This window comes from Marisediminitalea oceani (genome assembly GCF_003731635.1).
Classification (GTDB): domain Bacteria; phylum Pseudomonadota; class Gammaproteobacteria; order Enterobacterales; family Alteromonadaceae; genus Alteromonas; species Alteromonas oceani.
Genome location: NZ_RCUA01000051.1, coordinates 1 through 18,416, shown reverse-complemented (window position 1 = coordinate 18,416; position 18,416 = coordinate 1). Strand labels below are relative to the sequence as shown.

The window sequence follows — 18,416 nt, the reverse complement described above, 5'->3', positions numbered from 1 at the left end:
TTTTCTCAACATTGAATAATAACCGCTTAACTGCCCCGTTCGCTGAGCGGTTGATTAACTCTCATACTGCCATGCTCATCATAGTCCGGGTACAGACTGATGGTGTCAACCTTACCGGCCACCACCCACAACGACACATCCTTGTCGGCTAGCAGGTAGTCCTGGCCAAACTCGTCGAAATCGTCATCTAATTCCAGTTCTGGAAACATTAGGCGAATTTCCAGAATCGATTTACCAATAACACATTTGCCTTCCAGCTCTGCTTCAGTGGATGAGACCGAAATCGTGCCGAGCACAAAATTATCGCAGGATGAAAAACTCAGCTCAGTACCGTTGGCGTATTGCCACACTACATCCCGCTCTTCCAGGCTGTCGCATAGCGGATGGAAATGGTATATGTCTTCTGGTTGCCCCCAGGCATCGCGTACCTGGGTCATGGTCATGCCAAAATATAACCGGTCTATTCCGGCTTGAGGATAAACTTTCACTGCTGCTCATGACTCATAAAAGCGTAGTACCTATGTTAATTTACCGCCCTTGTACAGTAACGTCTGACAAAATGCCAGCACCAAATGATGCCTGGCTTTCATCACGGGTAAGTTGATAGGCACTTTTACCCCCGGCCTCATCCGCAAATGCAGTATCGTGACTAATTAAAATAAAGCCGCCCTGATAACGATTAAGCGCTGCTGCCAACAGGATTTTGGCGTTCAAATCCAGATGATTGTCGGGCTCATCGAGTAACAAAAATGGCTGCTGCGGCTGATGACTGGCGATTAACATAGCCAGTTTCATTTTCTCGCCGCCACTTAAGGTTTCGGCCGGGTTAAAAACACTGTCGCGACGAAAGCCGATGCCAGCCAGTAAGGTGCGCGCGTCAGACTCGCTTAACGCCGGGCACTGCTGTAAAAGGTTATCCAGTAAACTGAGCGTGGGGAGCACCGAGCTAAAATGCTGATCGAGATAACACAGCGGGGTATTCACATGTAACTCACCGGCTTGCAGCGGTAGCCGGCCTGTCAGCGTTTTTAATAACGTGGATTTACCACTCCCATTACCGCCTTGCAGATGCAGCTTATCTCCCTCTGCCACCTGCAGATTAACTGTCTGTGAGCTGCCAAATGCCAGCACGCCGTTAAGGACAGAGATGGCCTTTTTGTTACCCGCATTAGCAGAGGATAAATAAATAGCCTGTTTTTGTGTTAGGCATTGTGCTGACTGCAACTGGCTTGCTCGTTGCTGTAATTGTTTTTGCCTGCTTTCGATATTTTTATTGCGACTGGTAGCACTGGCCGTCGCGCGGTCCTTTTGTTTATCCAGTAAACACTTAGCCTGACTGCCCCGCAGCTTTTGCCCCTGCGCAGCCCGTTGCGCGGCCTTTTCAAGGCTTCGTTGGGCTTGTTGCTGCACTTGCTTTTGCTGCTTGTGTAGCGTTTCAAGTTGGCGGTTTAATGCCTGCTCTTTAAGTTGCTTTTGCGCTGCATAGTGGGCGTAATTGCCGCCATACACCGTTATCCCGGTTTGATTAAGTTCCCAGATTTCTGCCATCCCCTGCAATAGTTCACGATCATGACTTATCAGCAGCACCGCTGCCGCAGTAGATTGAAGTTGCGCTTGTAACCAGCGCCGGGCACGACGATCAAGATGATTGGACGGCTCATCCAGAATTAACAAATTGTGCGGCCCCTTAAAGAGTTGCCATAACCGCAGTATTGCCAGTTGACCGCCACTTAGCGTTGCGCATGGGGTTTGCGGATCATCAGGCAGTCCCAGCACTGCCAGCTCCCTGGCAAGCTGGGCAGGCAGATCCCATTGTTCACCCACCGACTCAAACAAATAGTCGGTGCATTCACCTTTGGTAATTCGCGAAAGCGCATCAAGTACAGGTGCCACGCCAAGAAATTCGGCGATAGTCGCCTCACTTGTCAGTAAATGCGACGGTTGCTGGCAGAACACGCCGGTATCGGCATTGCACACTACGCTGCCGCCAGTAGGCATCCGCTCACCCATTAAAATTGTTGCCAGTAGCGATTTACCGGCGCCATTACGGCCCACCAGCCCCACCCGGCGGCAAGACATCGATACCGATACCGAATGAAAAAGCGTGTCGCCCGCAGGCAGTTGATAACTAAGATTGTGAGCTTGAAGTATCGGCATTAGCGCCTCCCGATAAGCGGGCTTCAGCTTAGCAGCACATACAAATATTAAGAGGCGGTATCGCGCCGGTAAAGCGCCATACTATTTCGACAGTGAGCTACGCCGACTAACCCTGTAGATCCAAAAAAAATAACAATAAAAATGGACGACAGGCTTAGTTGTTCATGATGGCGCTAACTCCGCATAAGGTAGTGCGCAGAATTTAACCAACACCTTTGAGTATTGCAAGCGATCACAACATTTTGTTACAGATTCGGCGCTGATGTAAGCAGCTAAAAAGCAATGAAAAATAACGAACAACGATAACTTTTTATTGTTTTTCAATAAAAAATTATTGTAAAAAAAGAAACATGCGCTAAAGTAACAATCAGCATAACCAAGCAAGGAAATGACCATGAAAAATCAGGAATCATCAGACACTATTGATACTAGTAGCCAGTTACCCCCTCCTAAATACACCCCTGAGCTCAAGATGTGGTTCGATCTGCTTTATTACTTAAGCGTACTTGCAATGGTTGTGGGAGTTGGATTTATCCTCGTTGTCGGATTAAATATTCCCGCGGAAATCAGCGAGCGTCATACTGATATCGAATACTTGTTTAACGCCAGGGTAATTACCAATGATGTTACCGCAACGGCAAGTGAGATAATGCAGGTTGATGGCAAGCTCAAGCTCAATAATACCAGCGGCCAGGCAGCCTTTTTCATTGCCAACACAGACAGAATACTCATTAGCGGTATATTCAGTTTGCTCGCGCTATATAACCTGCGTAAATTGTTCGCTAACCTGGCTGGTCAGCGTATTTTCGACTTAGAAAATGTCGCTTATGTAAAAAAACTGGGCTTGATTATCCTGGTATATAGCATTGTTTCGCCTTTTATTACCTACCTGTGCGGCATGGCAATACTGGCTGAAATTGGTGAATTTCATGAGCAGCTTCAACTTTCCCCCTATGTTTCAATACCCATTGAAGGGATCCTGATTAGCGGAGCATTGTTGGTACTGGCCCAGATCCTTGAGTACGCTTTTCAGATGAAACAAGAACAATCACTGACCATATAATTATGTCTAAAACCATTAAAATAAATCTGGATATGGTCATGCTGCAACGCAAGATGTCACTCACCGAATTGTCTGAACGCGTTGGAATCACCATGGCTAACCTGTCGACCCTGAAAACCGGCAAAGCCAAAGCTATTCGTTTCTCCACACTGCTCGCCCTTTGTGAGGCACTGGATTGCGAGCCGGGTGACCTTATTCAACTGGAAGAAGATTAGCATTACACCTGCTCCTGCCAGCAAACCGGGATTTACAGCCATCTGTCGGCCCCGGTTTGACTTTACCGGCTTTCTCTCGTTTACTGCCCTGTGCACGACCAACTATAAAAAACGACGACAAAGTGAATAACACCATGAAAAAACGAACCATTGTCGGCATGAGCCTGTTGCTCATGTCCTTCCATTCCATGGCCAAATCCGGCTACTACCGCGACCCGGACCTGCACGATAACCAGGTAGTATTTACCGCCGAAGGCGACCTTTGGTTACATGACATAACAAACACAGCCACCCGCCGCCTGACCACCAATCTGGCGCAGGAACAACAAGCGGCCTTTTCGTCAGACGGAACACAAATCGCCTTTACCGCTAACTATGAAGGCGCAACCGAAGTGTATGTGATCCCCACTGAAGGCGGACTGGCCAGGCGGGTGACCTTTGAAAACAGCTACGTTTATCTGCAGCAGTGGACCGGCGACGGCAAGTTGTTATACAGCACCAATACCCGGGTAGGCCCCACCAATAACTGGTCGTTAAAACAGGTGGATCCGGTTACCCTGAATACCGAGGAAGTACCGGTTGCCGATGCCATTGAAGGCGCCATTGACGAAGCCTCTGACACGCTTTATTTCACCCAGTTTGGCCTGCAGGTGTCACGCGACAACGCCCGTTATTATCGCGGCGGTGCACAGGGCGAATTGTGGCGTTATAAACTGGGCAGCCAAACCGAGGCGCTGCTGCTGACCGACGCCCACGACGCTTCGGCTCGCGAACCCATGGTGGCTGGCGACAAACTGTATTTCGTGAGTAATCAAAATGGTAACGACAACCTGTGGGTTATGTCGGCTTCTGGTAAAAACGCCAAAGCGCTAACCGATTTTCAGGACTTTCCCATTAAGCGGGCCAGCCTCGATAATGGCCGGATTATTTTTCAGCATGGCGCTGATCTTAAAATTTACGACATCGCCAATCGCCGTACCCGCACACTGGACATTGCCCTGAGTGGCGACTTTCCTCAGTTACGGGATAACTGGCTGACCAAACCCACCAAATACCTGACTTCAGCAGATTTTAATGCCGAAAACAAGCAGGTGGTCCTCACGGCCCGCGGCCGTCTGGCCATCGCCAGCACCGACGGCAAACGCCTGGTGGAAATTGACACGCCAGCGGCATCTCGTTCACGTAAGGCTATTTTAAGCCACGACGGTAAATGGGTGTATGCGATTAATGATGCCAGTGGCGAAATGGAAATCTGGCAGTTTGCTGCCGATGGTTCATCCGAGCGCAAACAGCTCACCAGCGGCGCCAGCATCAGCCGCTGGCAACTGGTGCTCTCGCCCGATGGCAATAAGCTCGCCTTCGACGATTTTAACGGCGATCTTTGGATCCTCGATATCAACACGGGCGATACTGAAAAGCTCTACTCCGGCCAGACCGAAATGAGCCCTTACGCTGATATTGTATTTAGTGCCGACAGTCAGCTGCTGGCGATTACCACCAGTAAGCTCGGCGACGAACGCCAGCGCATTTATGTGCATAATTTTGCCGAAAACCGCGGCCAGGTGCTAACCAGCGACAAGTACAACTCCTACTCTCCGGCTTTTAGTCAGGACCAGCAATGGCTGTACTTCTTATCAGACCGGGAATTTACCCCCACCACCCGTTCGCCCTGGGGCGACCGCAACATGGGTACCACCTTTGACCGCCGCACTCAGATTTTCGCCTACGCGCTGAAAGCCGATGCAACCTTCCCGTTCCAAAAACCTACCGAACTGACGGTACAGGTCGAACCGGAAGAAGACAGCGACAGCGAGAAAGCAGACAATGCCCCTGAGGCACCGCTTATTGACTGGGAACAGTTAACGAACAGACTCTGGCAGGTACCGGTGAGTCCCGGCAACTATAGCGACCTGGCAGCCAACGCCAAATACCTGTATGTCAGGGATCAGGTGACCGAGCCTGGCAGCAAACCGGTGCTTAAGGCTATTGAACAAACACCGCATCATAAAACCAGCACCTTTATGTCTGGCCTGAGTAGCTACAAGCTTAGCGCTGATGGCAAGAGTATGCTGGTGCTAAAACAAAGCGGCAATAACGATCAGATCTTTATTGTTGGCGCTGCTAAACAATTCCCGTCAGATAAAACCGACCAGAAAGCCGATGTGTCGGCCTGGAAATTACGTATCGATCCGCAGCAGGAATGGCAACAACTGTTTCATGATGCCTGGCTGATGCACCGTGATTACTTCTACGACAAAGCCATGCGGGGCGTTGACTGGGCAGCAATGAAACAAAAATATCAGCCACTGGTGGCTCGCATTACCGATCGCGCCGAACTGAACGACGTGCTTGGCCAGATGACCGGTGAGCTTAATGTGCTGCACTCACAGGTGTATGGCGGCGACACACCGCAGGAGCCTGATCGTCCTGCCCCAGCCAGTTTAGGCGCCAATTTGCTTCAAACCGATGAGGGCGTGCAAATTGCCAGCATTTACCAGTACGACAACGAAGTGCCTGCCAAAGCCTCACCCTTGTTAAAACCTGGTACTGACGCCAAAGAAGGTGACATTATTACCAGCATTAATGCGCGCCCGATTAACACGCTGGCTGAATTAAATCAGGCATTGCTTAATCAGGCAGACCGTCAGGTACTGTTGGGGCTGAGCCGCAATGGTGAAGCACTGCAAACCATTGTGTATCCGGTAAGTAATCGCACCGATGCCCGCCTGCGCTATCAGGACTGGACAACCCGTAACCGCCAGAAAGTAGAACAGGCCGACCAGGATATTGGCTACCTGCACTTGTATGCCATGGGCAGCAATGATGTGTCGGATTTTGCTCGCGAGTTTTACGCCGCCTACAAAAAAGACGGCCTGATCATTGATGTACGCCGTAATCGCGGCGGCAATATCGATAGCTGGATTCTGGAAAAGCTGCTACGCAAAGTCTGGATGTTCTGGACCAGCGGTAACCGCGAACCTAATACCAACATGCAACAGACTTTCCGTGGTCACCTGGTGGTGCTGGCCGATCAGTACACTTACTCTGACGGTGAAACCTTCACTGCAGGGGTAAAAGCCATGGATTTAGGCCCGGTGATCGGCAAACAAACCGCTGGTGCCGGCATCTGGTTGCGTGGCCGCAACCGCCTGGCCGATAACGGCATGGCGCGGGTAGCTGAGCTACCGGTATTCGCCGAGGATGGCCGCTGGATCACCGAAGGATTGGGGATTGCTCCGGACATTGAAGTAGACAATCTGCCGCATGCCACTTTTATGGGTGAAGATGCGCAGCTGGATGCCGCGATTGAGTATCTGCAGCAGCGTATTAAGCAGCGCCCGGTAAAACCTTTAACGCCCAAGGCCTACCCTGGCGTTAGTGAACCTGCGGATGACATTGAGCCGTAATTAACTGTCGCTGCCCTGTTAACAGGGCAGCGTTTTTCTTTCTTACGAAGTAATCGCTGCCACCACTTTATGCAAAGTGAGCTCTGCAGCAAGTAAATCTACCTGCGCCTCAATGGCTTTTAATTTTGCCTTTAGCACACCCGACTCCCGGGCATTCAGCTTAAACATATCACTGTCGCCGGCATCAAACCGTTTGCGCTCAAGCTGCGACAAGGTAACCGCCAGCTCAGCATTTTGCTGCTGCAGTGCCAGCACTTCGTGGGCCTGCTGCCAGTAAGCATAGGCTTGTTCAAATTGTTGGTTAAGCTGGTCCTGGGCCAGAGTGACCTCATATTCCAGCACCTTAAGTTTAGAGCGCATGGTCGCCTTTTCCGCTTTGGCTTTGCGGTTCCCCAGAGTATAAGAGAATGTCAGGCCAATTTTACCTTCGGTTTCGGCCAGTGATGTCGGGCCGCTGCCCATATCTTTAGCCACCAGCGCCTTTACATCGAGTTTGGGTAAGAGCTGGTTTTCTGCCAGTCGAAACTTATTCTGCGTAACGCTCTGCTCCGTGCGCAGTACCGCTAACGCCGGATGTTGCATGATGGCATTACGCAGACGGGCCGCCTGTGCAGGGGTGATATTAAATGGCCATTCAATATCGGCTGGCAACGCCGCATCGCTGGCAATCACCTGTGACTCACCCTCACTATTTCGCCAGTAAAAAGCCAGCGCCTGTGCCGAGGCGCGCTGAGTCTGACGCAGTTGCGACAAGGCCAGCTTCTGCTCCAGAATACTGGCTTCAAATTCGGTGAGATCGACTTCGGCTAAATCGCCGCTTTTCAATCGGGTCGACAGTCCTTCGCGACGATATTTCAACGTACCGAGCAACTCCTCTACCGCGGCAATTTTAAGGCTTACTTCATACCACTTTAAATACTGGCTAAGGCCCTTATATAAAAAGTCATTCATGCTCAGGGCTAATTCAGCCTGATACTGCTCAATAGCTAATGCGGCGTTACTCACCCCTACCCGGCGCTTGTCGATACTGCGGTTTTGCAGCAGCGACAGGGCGACACCAATACTGGCCTCACCGCCTGATAAGGTATTGTACTGCTCTTCGTAAACCGGGAAGTCGCCGGTGGCAACGCGGTACTCACTGATAAGCTTTGCGTTCATATCACCCAGTGGTTTGACAAAGCGCTGGGCCGCGGCAGAGCCGTCGTAATAACCAGCTACCCGGCCACTGACATCCTGCTCAATGCGGCCGTCGAATTCGCTCTGGGCGCTATCCAGGCCGTAAACCAGCTGGTTATTTTTCTCAGTCAGCACATTTACATAGGGGTGCAACTGCTGCATGTTGTCGATAAGCGCAGGAACCGTGGGCAACAGCTGCTCCGCTTTAATCGACGTAACCGCCCCACCAGTAAGCGTCAGCAGGGCCACCGCTAAAATGCGTTTAGTCATTGCCGCCCCCTACCAGCCTGGTGCAGACGAACTGGCCTGGGTGGCCGGTTTCTGGGGCGGGAAGTTATTGAGCTGTCGCCACAACTCGTAACCCAGGCGCACTTCTTCCAGCAGGATCCAGGCTTTCACCCGACTACCTAAACGGGCAATGTTTTCCTCTGGCCAGGGCATCTCGGACTCATCAGGCTTGATCCACACCTGAAACGCGCCGGTAGCATCCGCCACAGGCTCAACATACGTGACTACACCACCAAAGGTCCCAATGGCAGTGCCCGGCCAACCGCTAAACTGAAACACCGGCCAGCCCTCAAACTGCAGGCGGGCTTTTGCGCCGGGCTTCACCAGTGGCGCATCCAGCCCGCTAATGATTACACGTACCGTACGCTCGGCATTTTTCGGAATAAACTGCGCCAGCACATCTCCGGCTTTTACAAAGGTTGAGCCACCGCCGTTAAATAAACGCAGGATGGTGCCATCGACCGGCGCAGTTTTGGTCATGGTAGCCTGACGAGAAAGTACCATGGATACCTGATTAATATCAGCCAGCGATGAAGCCGCCTTGGCTTTTAGCTCCTGCACTTTAATCAGCGCCGCTTCCACATCCTTACGGGACACCAAACCCTGCTCCTGAAGTGCCTGCTGGCGTTGCAGGTTGCTCTCGGCATTGGCGACAGCGGTTTCGTTGGCCTTATGCGCCTGCCGCGTGGCCGCTAGCTGCGACTGCAGTTTTTCCAGTCGCTGGGCATCCACATCAATGAGCGTAACAATGGGATCGCCGGCTCTCACCTGCATCCCCTCTCGTACATGCCAGGTTTGGATCTGGCCATCAACCAGCGCCGAAATGGCCTGCATGCGATCCACCGGGTCCAACGAGTCTACCGCGCCCGAGCCATGTGCGGTTTGGATCCACGGCGTAAAGTACAGTCCGGCCGCCACAACCAGCACTAAAAAGGCAATCACCCAGCACACCACCTTGTGCACACTGGGAATAATTTGCGCAGGTAAGGAGGTGATATTTTGCATAAAACGGTTTTCTGCTTTACTCATGACCTTTTCCCTTGTTATCGGTTGCGCTGTCTTCCACGTATAACACGTCCTGCAAATTTAAAGTGGCATTAAACACGCCTTTAAGGGGCATATTGGTAAAGTATAAAACGGTGCACTCTAACCGGTCGATACGGTCCAGCAAGCGCTCTTTAATGCTTTGCGGAATAGCATCAAAATGCTGATTGATCACCAGTACCTGCGGTTTGGAAAGAACCGCCGCAGCCAGTTTTAATAATAGAAACTCCAGCGGCTGTAAGGGGTCGCCTAGTACTGAAATACGTGTTGCAATGCCCTCATCCAGATTATCAACCACTTCATCAAGACCGACATATTCCAGCGCCTTTCGCACCTCGGCTATCGTTGCCTCAGGTGCTGCCAGACGCAGGTATTCTTCGATAGTACACTCCACAATCAATGAGCGGTCGAGCGTGCTCACGGCTTGGCGTAATTCGTACATGTCGTAGTCGAATAAACTGTAATCTCCGAGCAGAATCTCGCCCTTTGCCGGGCGTTCAAAACGCTTGAGGAAACCCACCAGTTGTTTTTGCACCCAGCTCTTGCGAGTCGTTATAAAGTACTTATGGCCCGCTTCCAGCGTGGCATCCAGGTAACAGCTGTCTTCAAAATGGCTCAGCGCCAGACGTTTAAACACCAGCTTGGATGAGGACGGAATGCGTGCGCCGTCATCGTGGGTTTCTTCCTGTGGGATAACCAGTGCAGAGCCTATTTTTTCTGCCGCACCATACAGCTCGTAATACAGTTTAAGGTACTGGCTGAACCGCGAGATCCCAAAGAACACTGCCGACATAATCAGCTCTGCCGCCACCAACTGACCAATAGAGAGTTGCCCCTGCACGACCAGAAAGCCGCCAAGGCCGAGCAAGGTGGCGCTGGCAAAGGCATACAGCAGCAGAAAAGACACCGCTTGCGAAAACGTAAAGGTAAAGTGGCCCTTATGCTTGGCAATGTAATTTTTAATGAAGCTTTCGGTATTGCGCCCGGCGTAATCCATATGGTCGGAGGATTTAAAAAACTCATGGGCAGCAGCCACATCGTTTAACCACTTCGCGGTATCGTATTTGGTTTGAGACAGCTCAATGGCAGTGCGTTTTGCGCCCGGCCCCCATATTTTCCACACCAGATACATCACCAGCAGAATGATCATATTCAGTACAAACAAAAACGGGTGATAGAACGACACCAGGGTAAAACCCACAATAATTTGCAGCACTAAGGCGAACCCATCAACCATCAGTGACGGGATGTTTTTCTGTAATGTCATAATGTCGAAATAGCGGTGGGTAATCGACGTGTTACGCCGCCCTTCAAAAAAGCTGTGGGGCGCCATAATGGTTTTAAGCCCGAGCTGAGAGACAAGCCGGGTATACACACGGCGCTCATAGTACTCCATCACCCGCATACGCAGCGCACTGAAAATGCCCGATACAAAAAGCGTAGTAAACAGGATTGCTGCCAGAATCGTTACGGCACGGATAGAGCCTATGTTGGCAATACTATTGATGAGGGTTTGCACTGCAATCGGCACCGCCAGGGTAAGCAAACTGATTGCTACACCATACACCACTGCCACACCAAAAAAGCCGCCTTCCGGCTTTAATAAGGAAACCAGGTATTTTTTGGTTTGTCGTAAATCGATGTTTTTTTCCATTTCAATATTTATCCAACTAAAGATAAGAATGCAATATCATTTACTAAAAGCAATAATAAACCGGCCACAAAAAAGAGTAAAACTGTTATATTCTACTATAAACATCGAATTTTCCTTATTATGCATCAATTAAATTATCATCACCTTTACTACTTTTACCTTATCGCCCGTGAAGGCAGTATCGCCAGTGCCGCTAAACTGTTGCATGTTACACCGCAAACCGTTAGCGGTCAGCTTAGTACATTTGAAAAACAACTGGGCTATTCGCTGTTTGACCGGGTGAGCAAACGTCTCTACCTCAACAGTAAAGGCAAACTAGTTTACCAGCATGCCAGTGAAATATTTCAAAAAGGCGCCAGACTGGTTGAGTTGCTCCATGCCGATAATGAGACCATCGATCAGACTTTTGTTATAGGGATTACTGATGCCATCCCCAAGGTCCTGGCTTATGATTTTGTGCATTCCACCATGGTCCTGTCGAATAATGTACGCTTTATTTTCAGGGAAGGACCATTTGACTCGTTAATCAGTGACTTAGCGTTAAACCATATCGATCTGATAATCGCCGATCGTGGGGTGGCTCCCGGCACTCAGTTAAATGCCAGCAGCTATTTTTTGGGTGAATCTCACTTAAGTTTTTTTGCCAGCCATGCCCAGTTAAGTCTTCATCAGGACTTCCCACATTCGCTCAACGGCGTGAGTTTACTGTTACCCGGCATTAAATCGGGTATTACACTTGGCCTTACAAGCTGGCTTGAAGCCAACCAGCTGCACCCCAGAATTGTGGCAGAGTTTGACGACAGCGCGTTGCTTAAAGTATTTGGCAGCGAAGGCTTTGGCGTATTTTGCGCGCCATCAGCAATTGCCGATCACGTGGCAGATTTTTACAATGTGTCATGCATTGGCGAAATTACCGATATTACCGAGCGTTTTTATGCCATTACCGGTAAAAACCGTGCTCAGCACATGTTGGTTAACAGTATCGTGGCGGAGGCGAAGGCCTTGCTGGGTTAGATTCAGCACAAACTCGTTTAAAAATCTGCTGTGGTCAGCAACTAAGAATACGCGCACGGCAGAATTAACGTATACTGTTAACCAGTGACGTGGCACTTACCGCCACCTATTTAGGGTCCTGGCTGCTTTACTGGCTCATCCTGCTGCATGCGACACGCAAATGCCCCCTGGCGCGACAGACCTTCGACAACTTATAAGTCCCAATCAATATGAACCACAATGATGTTTTGCGCAGAGTGCGCTTCGCCCTGCGAATAGACGATACCGCCGCCATTAATATTTTTAAGTTAGCTGGCTATAAAATGGATATTGAGTATCTGAAAGCCAACATGCGAAAAGAAGAAGAACCCGGTTACCTGCCCTGCCGGGACAGCGTGATGGCGATGTTTCTGGATGGTCTGATCATTAAAATGCGCGGTGCCCGGTCTGATACACCGCCACCGCAATTGGCTAAGGGGGAGTTTTTAAGCAATAACGAAATCCTGCGCAAACTACGAATTGCCCTGTCGTTTCGTGACGACGATATGCTGGAAGTGATGAAGCTCGGCAATTTCAATATGAGTAAGGGTGAAATGTCGGCGTTTTTCCGTAAGCCCGACCATCGTAATTTTAAACCCTGCGGCGATCAGGTTCTGCGGTATTTTCTGCTCGGTCTGGCCCGTAAATTAAGACCCGATGTCGCTTCACCGGTAACCGACAATGGTGCACCGGTTAACTCCCCTGCCATCAAAAAATCGCTGAAAAAGAAAGTAAAGCCTAAGCGACCGGGAGCGACTAGCAAGCCCGATGAAAAACGGACCAAGTCAGGTGGCCGCATATCTGTGTGGCACAAGGCGGATGATAGTAAGAAAGCCAAACGCCCGGCAAAACGCCGCGAGCAGGATTAGTAGCCACCACTTAACTGATAACCAGAACCTGCAATGCCATTTACACCTGTCCACATGGGCCCGGGCCTGCTGATTAAAGCGCTGCTGCAAGGTAGCTTTAGTTTGATGGTATTTGGCTGGACGCAAATTGTGATGGACGTGCAGCCGCTGTGGGTAATGATTGTGGGCCATGGACACCTGCACGGTTTTTCTCACACCATACCCGGTAGTTCACTCATTGCTATATTTGCCGCATTAACCGGCAAGTACTTATCCGAGTTTGGTCTGAAAATAATAGGAATCGCCAAGCCCTCGAAGCCCATAGTTATTGCCTGGTGGGTGGCTTTTCTGAGCGCCTTTATTGGCAGTTACAGCCACGTAGGACTGGATGCCATCATGCATGGGGATGTCCAGCCCGCCTATCCACTAACGCTAGCTAACCCATTACTGGCAATAATATCAGTGAGTACTCTGCACAAACTCTGCCTCTACAGTGGTATGCTTGGGGCGGTGTTATTTTATGTAGTGCACTGGCACACCCGCAAAAAGCATTATTAACCCAGTTGGAGAAAGCAAAGATATGGAGCTCAATCAGGTCACCCTGCCGGTGCAGGACATGTCACAAGCGGTACAGTTTTACTTAACCCTGGGCTTTACCCAGATTGTAGATACGCCTCACTACGCACGCTTTAGTTGCCCTGATGGCGATACCACCTTCTCACTGTCGCTGGAAGATGCCGGGATAACCAATCCTACGGTGATTTATTTTGAACATGAAGCGCTCGATGAGCTCTACGAGGAGTTACTTGAAAAGGGTATCGTTTTTGAGCAACCGCCCACAGAGCAACGTTATCTGTGGAAAGAAGCCATTTTGAGAGATCCGTCGGGCAATAAAATTAAGCTATACCGAGCCGGCGAGAACCGCTTAAACCCACCGTGGAAAGTCAACATTAAAGCCTTATAGCTTAAAAAGGCTTATCGTAGGTTCTGCCGATTTTAAAATAATCGAACTCAACATAGCCGCCAGCCTGCTCCGTAGCATAGTTAAATAGCCCGTAGCGATACCCCATAAAGTGCTTGGTAAACGTATATAGCATTTGTAACGGTTTGCCTATTTGATGCCAGCGCTCGCCATCCAGACTGTAATAAAATAAAGCCACATCTCGGTTAAAATCCGTATCGACTCGTAAATATACCCGGTCTTGTTTTACCGGCAGTGTGGCAAGTGTTTCATAGCGCTGACTTAATTGATGCACGCCAACGATCCCTTGCTTTTCGTCTTCGTTATCGATGCCCAGAATAGAACGCACCATAACCAGTGACTTCTGCCCATTGCTACCGGCCTTCACCGCTACATAACCATACTTATTTTGCAGCGCAATTAACCCGGCAACGTCACCCGCCTTCATGTGCTGAACATTAATGGCCGTGGTTGCGGAACTACGAGGACCAAAGGTTCTTTGTGTCAGTGTGTTTTTGGCCGTAAGTACGGTTTTATCGGTACGCCCGGTGGTAATTTTTAAGCGCCCGGGATTATCCAGCACCGCCCAGTTGGCGTTATCCGGGTTATGATTCCATTGCCACACCAGCGGCAATACTGGCTGCCCTGCGCTTCTTTCAAAGTCGTCTGAGGCGACGATCCCCTTAATACCGGCTATATTATCGGGTAGCGGCAATTTTTCCGGCACTTTACCGTTTTCGCCGAGTACCGGCCAGCCATCCTGCCAGGTTACCGGTACAAGATAAGGAATACGCCCTACACTGCCCCGATCGCCAAATAGCATGGCATACCAGTCACCTTCAGGGGTATCTACCAACCCGCCCTGGGCAATGTGCGCAAAGTCGAGTGCCACACGGCTTTCATAAGGCCCTTCAATGTTGTCAGCGCGATTAATAATAACAGAACGTGCCCAACGGCTTTTCGGCGAGGCAATAGTAAACAGGTAGTATTTACCGTTAATCTTGTGCATCTGTGAACCTTCACCCGGCAGCCCGCCAACCTCATTCTCACCAAAGGCCTTGTTAACATTTTCGATGATGACTTTATGTGTACCACCCGGCTTGATATCTGACGCGTCAGATTTAAGCTCAACCAGAGAAATCTTGCCGCCGCCGTATATCATGTAAACACGGCCGTCATCGTCAAAAAACAAAGAATTGTCATGTAACACCGGCGCAAACTCGTGGGCCTGCCACGGGCCGCTTTCGATGTCAGGGGTTTTGTAAACATGGGTTTTACCGGTAGTAGCCGAGAACGTGGCGGCGTAGAACATGCCGTTGTGATATCGCAGGCTGCTGGCCCAGGAGCCCTTGCCATAAGCATCCTGACCATTCTCCAGGTTCATTTTGTCGTTTTCGACCAACCGATCATAGGCGTAGCCTGCTATCTCCCAGTTAACCAGATCGCTGGATTTCATAATCGGCAGACCCGGACTCATGTGCATGGTGGTACTGCTCATATAATAGGTATCGCCCACTCTGATAGTGCTGACATCCGGTACGTCAGCCCAGATAACGGGATTTTGTGCAGCACTCGCCTGAGGACAAAGAAAAGCCAATAACAGACTGCCTACCACACCGAACCATTTCATTATTAACACCTATATGTTGATCACTCGCTACCGACACCACAACAGTGTTCGGTATTACAATGAGTTGCACATTAGGCGAATTCTGCGGGAGGGTAAATGCCACAGGCTTTACCTTTTAAGACGAAGCGGTTGTTATATTTAACTTTTTGTTAACCTGAGACTCAGACGAATATGATAATTTTTGATGGGTCCACAAACTAGTGATCTTGAGAGCTGTTCACATATTATATTACTGTACTTAATTAATCACTATCACCCTAAAAAATTTGAGACAGAAAAAGGAATATAAAGACATGGGAAAAAGTCACCGTCAATTTGGCAATGTTTATGAAGACTTTACTAATGCCGTTATAGAAACCGGGGCAATTAAAGATATTCCTTATTTTGGACAGTTCGTAAAGTACGCAGAACAAGTACAAAACATAAGTAATCACATATTTATCAAAAAATTATCAAGGTTTGTGGAGGATATAAATTCGCTAACACATGGTGATTTAAAGCAGATTAACAATGCGCTAGAGAACTCACCTGTATCTGATCTCGCTGACAAAATAATACTTGCTGTAGATAGCCTCTATGATCTATCAAAAGCAAAGTACATCGCTCAAGCTCTGCATTTATATAGTCAATTAGAGTTGACCCAAGAAGACTTCCTGCGGTCACTTGATCTTATCCAAAAGCTATATGCAGGTGACCTAGAGAAGCTCTCCTCTGTCAATTGGCTCTCTGGTGATACTAGTGATGATTTAGAATCATATGGTTTAACAAGCCTCATAGGTACACCAATACTCAAAATAGAACATATCGACCAACAAAAGCTAATCAATGACGGTAGGCAAGACGAATTAGGATTGATACGTTTTACACAGTCAAATTTTGGCCGCACCTTTTTATCAGTGATTAAAAACCTTCCTCCTTACACTGATTTAGAGAAGCAAAGATTGCGAGATAGCGGGAAACTAAAAGAATTTGAGTTATCTTAAAGGGCTCATAAACATTCATATATGAGCCTGTCACTTTGAGCTAGCCTCGCATAGTATCAAAAGTAGGGATTTAACATTAATGAGCTAGGCGCATAGGATACCCCTACTTTTTATCTATAGAGAAACCTTGTGAGCCAGAGAACTTACTTCTATTGCCGTGTATCAACCTCAGAGCAAACTACAGCTAATCAAGTGCAATCATTCAGAGATACAGGCTATGAGGTCAAAGAGGGCTTGGTTGTTGAGGAGACTGTATCAGGCGCAGTCTGTGCAATGGCTTAGGAGTTGCCATGATGCCCATTTTGTACCGCCCTTTTGTACCTCAAGGGGGTTACCGTCTTTCTCTTTAGGCCTTTAAGAATGAAGCCCCCAGTGAATTAGGGGCCTGTAGGTATTTGGCGGAGAGAGAGGGATTCGAACCCTCGATACGCTATAAACGTATACACACTTTCCAGGCGTGCGCCTTCAGCCACTCAGCCATCTCTCCAAATTGTTTCTTCGAAGCACATGATCATAAACACGTCGCTGCGAATAAGTGCGCGTATAGTAGGTAAAGCCGCGCTTCGAATCAAGAACTACCCTTAAAAAATCAGCCAACTGCTGATTAATTAGGCACTATGCGCTTTTCTTTGCTTTTAACTGCGCTGAAAAGTCCAGCATTCTGTTCAGTGGAATGAGGGCTCTTTCACGCAAGGCGTCATCAACAAAGATTTCATGAGCACTGGTGTCGTCGGTAGAAAGCGACTCATAGATAGCCTCAAGGCCATTCATCGCCATCCACGGGCAGTGTGCGCAGCTTTTACAGGTAGCGCCATTGCCAGCCGTAGGGGCTTCAATAAACTGCTTCTCAGGCATCAGCTGCTGCATTTTATAAAAAATGCCTTTGTCGGTAGCCACGATAAAGGTTTGGTTAGGCATATCCTGTGCAGCCTGAATCAGCTGACTGGTAGATCCCACCGCATCAGCCATCTCAACCACGCTGGCCGGCGATTCCGGGTGAACCAGTATAGCGGCATCAGGATATAGTGCTTTCATGTCCTGCAGTGCTTGTGAGGAGAATTCATCATGAACGATACACTCGCCCTGCCACATTAGCATGTCAGCACCGGTCTTCTTAGCAATATAAGAACCTAAGTGACGATCCGGGCCCCAGATAATAGGTTTGCCCAGACTGTCTAAGTGCTCGACGATTTCAAGCGCGATACTGGAAGTAACCACCCAGTCGGCACGAGCTTTAACCGCGGCTGAGGTATTAGCGTACACCACTACAGTGTGATCAGGATGCGCATCACAGAACGCAGAGAACTCTTCAATAGGACAGCCTAAGTCCAACGAGCAGGTTGCTTCCATGGTAGGCATAAAAACGCGCTTTTCGGGGCTCAGGATTTTGGCTGTTTCGCCCATAAACTTTACGCCGGCAACCAACAGCGTTTGCTCGGCTGCGTCACGACCAAAACGTGCCATTTCCAGTGAGTCTGCAACGCAACCGCCGGTCTCTTCAGCCAGCGCCTGAATTTCAGGGTCGGTATAGTAGTGCGCGACCATGGTTGCATTTTTTTCTTTCAGCAACGCTTTGATCTTATCTTTAAGCTGCGCTTTACGGGCGTCAGACAGCACGGCTGGTTTTGCCGGAAACGGATAATCAATCTGGTCGATACGATACGCTATTGTCATGGCTACTAAATACCTAACCTGGTTATGGCTCAACGGGCGGCGATTATACACGAGTGACATAAAAATTTCATACACTCGGGCGCTTGTTTATTAAATAATCAGAATAATGTTTACGGTTTGCCTCTCTTTGTAGATGTGGGGCTGGTGTTGCTTCTTTCAAGCAGCAGATCTGCAGCGTAGACAGCACTCCTCAAGCTTTGCCCTACTACGAGCTGATAAGAGGAATAGTTTAGTGTCGAACAGCTTCGCTGGTTCGCATCCTGCGCGGGCATGTATGGTTTGTT

16 protein-coding genes and 1 tRNA gene are annotated in these 18,416 nt (G+C 49.3%); 9 read left to right on the top strand and 8 right to left on the bottom strand.

Going from position 1 to position 18,416, the window contains the following annotated elements:
- Positions 1-26: 26 nt before the first annotated feature.
- Positions 27-488 carry a hypothetical protein gene (locus D9T21_RS14790; RefSeq protein WP_164464704.1) on the bottom strand — a complete coding sequence of 154 codons (462 nt, stop codon included), beginning with the start codon at positions 486-488 and terminating at the stop codon, positions 27-29.
- A 40-nt stretch (positions 489-528) separates the two neighbouring features.
- The gene (locus D9T21_RS14785) at positions 529-2,157 is read right to left on the bottom strand and encodes an ATP-binding cassette domain-containing protein (RefSeq protein WP_123325720.1); all 1,629 of its coding nucleotides are present in this window, start codon (positions 2,155-2,157) and stop codon (positions 529-531) included.
- A 394-nt stretch (positions 2,158-2,551) separates the two neighbouring features.
- On the opposite strand from D9T21_RS14785, the gene D9T21_RS14780 reads away from it, so the two are divergent.
- From D9T21_RS14780 to D9T21_RS14770, 3 genes are all read left to right on the top strand, one after another.
- Positions 2,552-3,220 carry a DUF2975 domain-containing protein gene (locus D9T21_RS14780; RefSeq protein WP_164464703.1) on the top strand — a complete coding sequence of 223 codons (669 nt, stop codon included), beginning with the start codon at positions 2,552-2,554 and terminating at the stop codon, positions 3,218-3,220.
- Positions 3,221-3,222: 2 nt separating this feature from the next.
- Complete coding sequence (locus D9T21_RS14775) at positions 3,223-3,435, top strand: helix-turn-helix domain-containing protein (RefSeq protein ID WP_123325718.1); 213 nt, start codon at positions 3,223-3,225, stop codon at positions 3,433-3,435.
- A 134-nt stretch (positions 3,436-3,569) separates the two neighbouring features.
- On the top strand, positions 3,570-6,842 hold the full coding sequence (locus D9T21_RS14770) for a S41 family peptidase (RefSeq protein WP_123325740.1): 3,273 nt from the start codon (positions 3,570-3,572) through the stop codon (positions 6,840-6,842).
- A gap of 42 nt (positions 6,843-6,884) precedes the next feature.
- Here D9T21_RS14770 and D9T21_RS14765 read toward each other — a convergent pair whose 3' ends face one another.
- Genes D9T21_RS14765 through D9T21_RS14755 form a run of 3 tightly spaced genes read right to left on the bottom strand, consistent with a single transcriptional unit; the run spans position 6,885 to position 11,004 of the window.
- Positions 6,885-8,288, bottom strand: a complete 1,404-nt coding sequence (locus tag D9T21_RS14765) for a TolC family protein (RefSeq protein ID WP_123325717.1) — start codon at positions 8,286-8,288, stop codon at positions 6,885-6,887.
- 9 nt (positions 8,289-8,297) lie between these two features.
- Complete coding sequence (locus D9T21_RS14760) at positions 8,298-9,335, bottom strand: efflux RND transporter periplasmic adaptor subunit (RefSeq protein WP_123325716.1); 1,038 nt, start codon at positions 9,333-9,335, stop codon at positions 8,298-8,300.
- Positions 9,328-11,004, bottom strand: coding sequence for an ABC transporter transmembrane domain-containing protein (locus D9T21_RS14755; protein ID WP_123325715.1), 1,677 nt, complete (start codon positions 11,002-11,004; stop codon positions 9,328-9,330). Before D9T21_RS14755 ends, D9T21_RS14760 begins: the two co-directional genes overlap by 8 nt.
- Positions 11,005-11,124: 120 nt before the next feature.
- Here D9T21_RS14755 and D9T21_RS14750 point away from each other — a divergent pair, with 120 nt between their 5' ends.
- The 4 genes from D9T21_RS14750 to D9T21_RS14735 all read left to right on the top strand — a co-directional run bounded on the left by D9T21_RS14750 (position 11,125) and on the right by D9T21_RS14735 (position 13,848).
- Positions 11,125-12,018, top strand: coding sequence for a LysR family transcriptional regulator (locus D9T21_RS14750; RefSeq protein ID WP_123325714.1), 894 nt, complete (start codon positions 11,125-11,127; stop codon positions 12,016-12,018).
- A 209-nt stretch (positions 12,019-12,227) separates the two neighbouring features.
- Complete coding sequence (locus D9T21_RS14745; RefSeq protein ID WP_123325713.1) at positions 12,228-12,905, top strand: YehS family protein; 678 nt, start codon at positions 12,228-12,230, stop codon at positions 12,903-12,905.
- A gap of 33 nt (positions 12,906-12,938) precedes the next feature.
- Entirely contained in the window at positions 12,939-13,442 is a 504-nt protein-coding gene (locus D9T21_RS14740) for a hypothetical protein (RefSeq protein ID WP_123325712.1), read from the top strand.
- A gap of 22 nt (positions 13,443-13,464) precedes the next feature.
- Entirely contained in the window at positions 13,465-13,848 is a 384-nt protein-coding gene (locus D9T21_RS14735; protein ID WP_123325711.1) for a VOC family protein, read from the top strand.
- 1 nt (position 13,849) lies between these two features.
- Here the strand turns inward: D9T21_RS14735 and D9T21_RS14730 are convergent, their stop codons facing one another.
- Entirely contained in the window at positions 13,850-15,475 is a 1,626-nt protein-coding gene (locus tag D9T21_RS14730) for a glycoside hydrolase family 43 protein (RefSeq protein WP_123325710.1), read from the bottom strand.
- Positions 15,476-15,768: 293 nt separating this feature from the next.
- Here D9T21_RS14730 and D9T21_RS14725 point away from each other — a divergent pair, with 293 nt between their 5' ends.
- Positions 15,769-16,458: a hypothetical protein gene (locus D9T21_RS14725; protein WP_123325709.1), complete on the top strand. Its 690-nt coding sequence runs from the start codon at positions 15,769-15,771 to the stop codon at positions 16,456-16,458.
- Between the two features lie 129 nt (positions 16,459-16,587).
- Complete coding sequence (locus tag D9T21_RS23140; protein WP_277423860.1) at positions 16,588-16,740, top strand: recombinase family protein; 153 nt, start codon at positions 16,588-16,590, stop codon at positions 16,738-16,740.
- A gap of 114 nt (positions 16,741-16,854) precedes the next feature.
- Here D9T21_RS23140 and D9T21_RS14715 read toward each other — a convergent pair.
- Together D9T21_RS14715 and nadA are read right to left on the bottom strand one after the other, a co-directional pair.
- Positions 16,855-16,945: transfer RNA gene (locus D9T21_RS14715), tRNA-Ser, on the bottom strand.
- A gap of 128 nt (positions 16,946-17,073) precedes the next feature.
- The gene (gene nadA, locus D9T21_RS14710) at positions 17,074-18,132 is read right to left on the bottom strand and encodes a quinolinate synthase NadA (RefSeq protein WP_123325708.1); all 1,059 of its coding nucleotides are present in this window, start codon (positions 18,130-18,132) and stop codon (positions 17,074-17,076) included.
- Positions 18,133-18,416 lie beyond the last annotated feature (284 nt).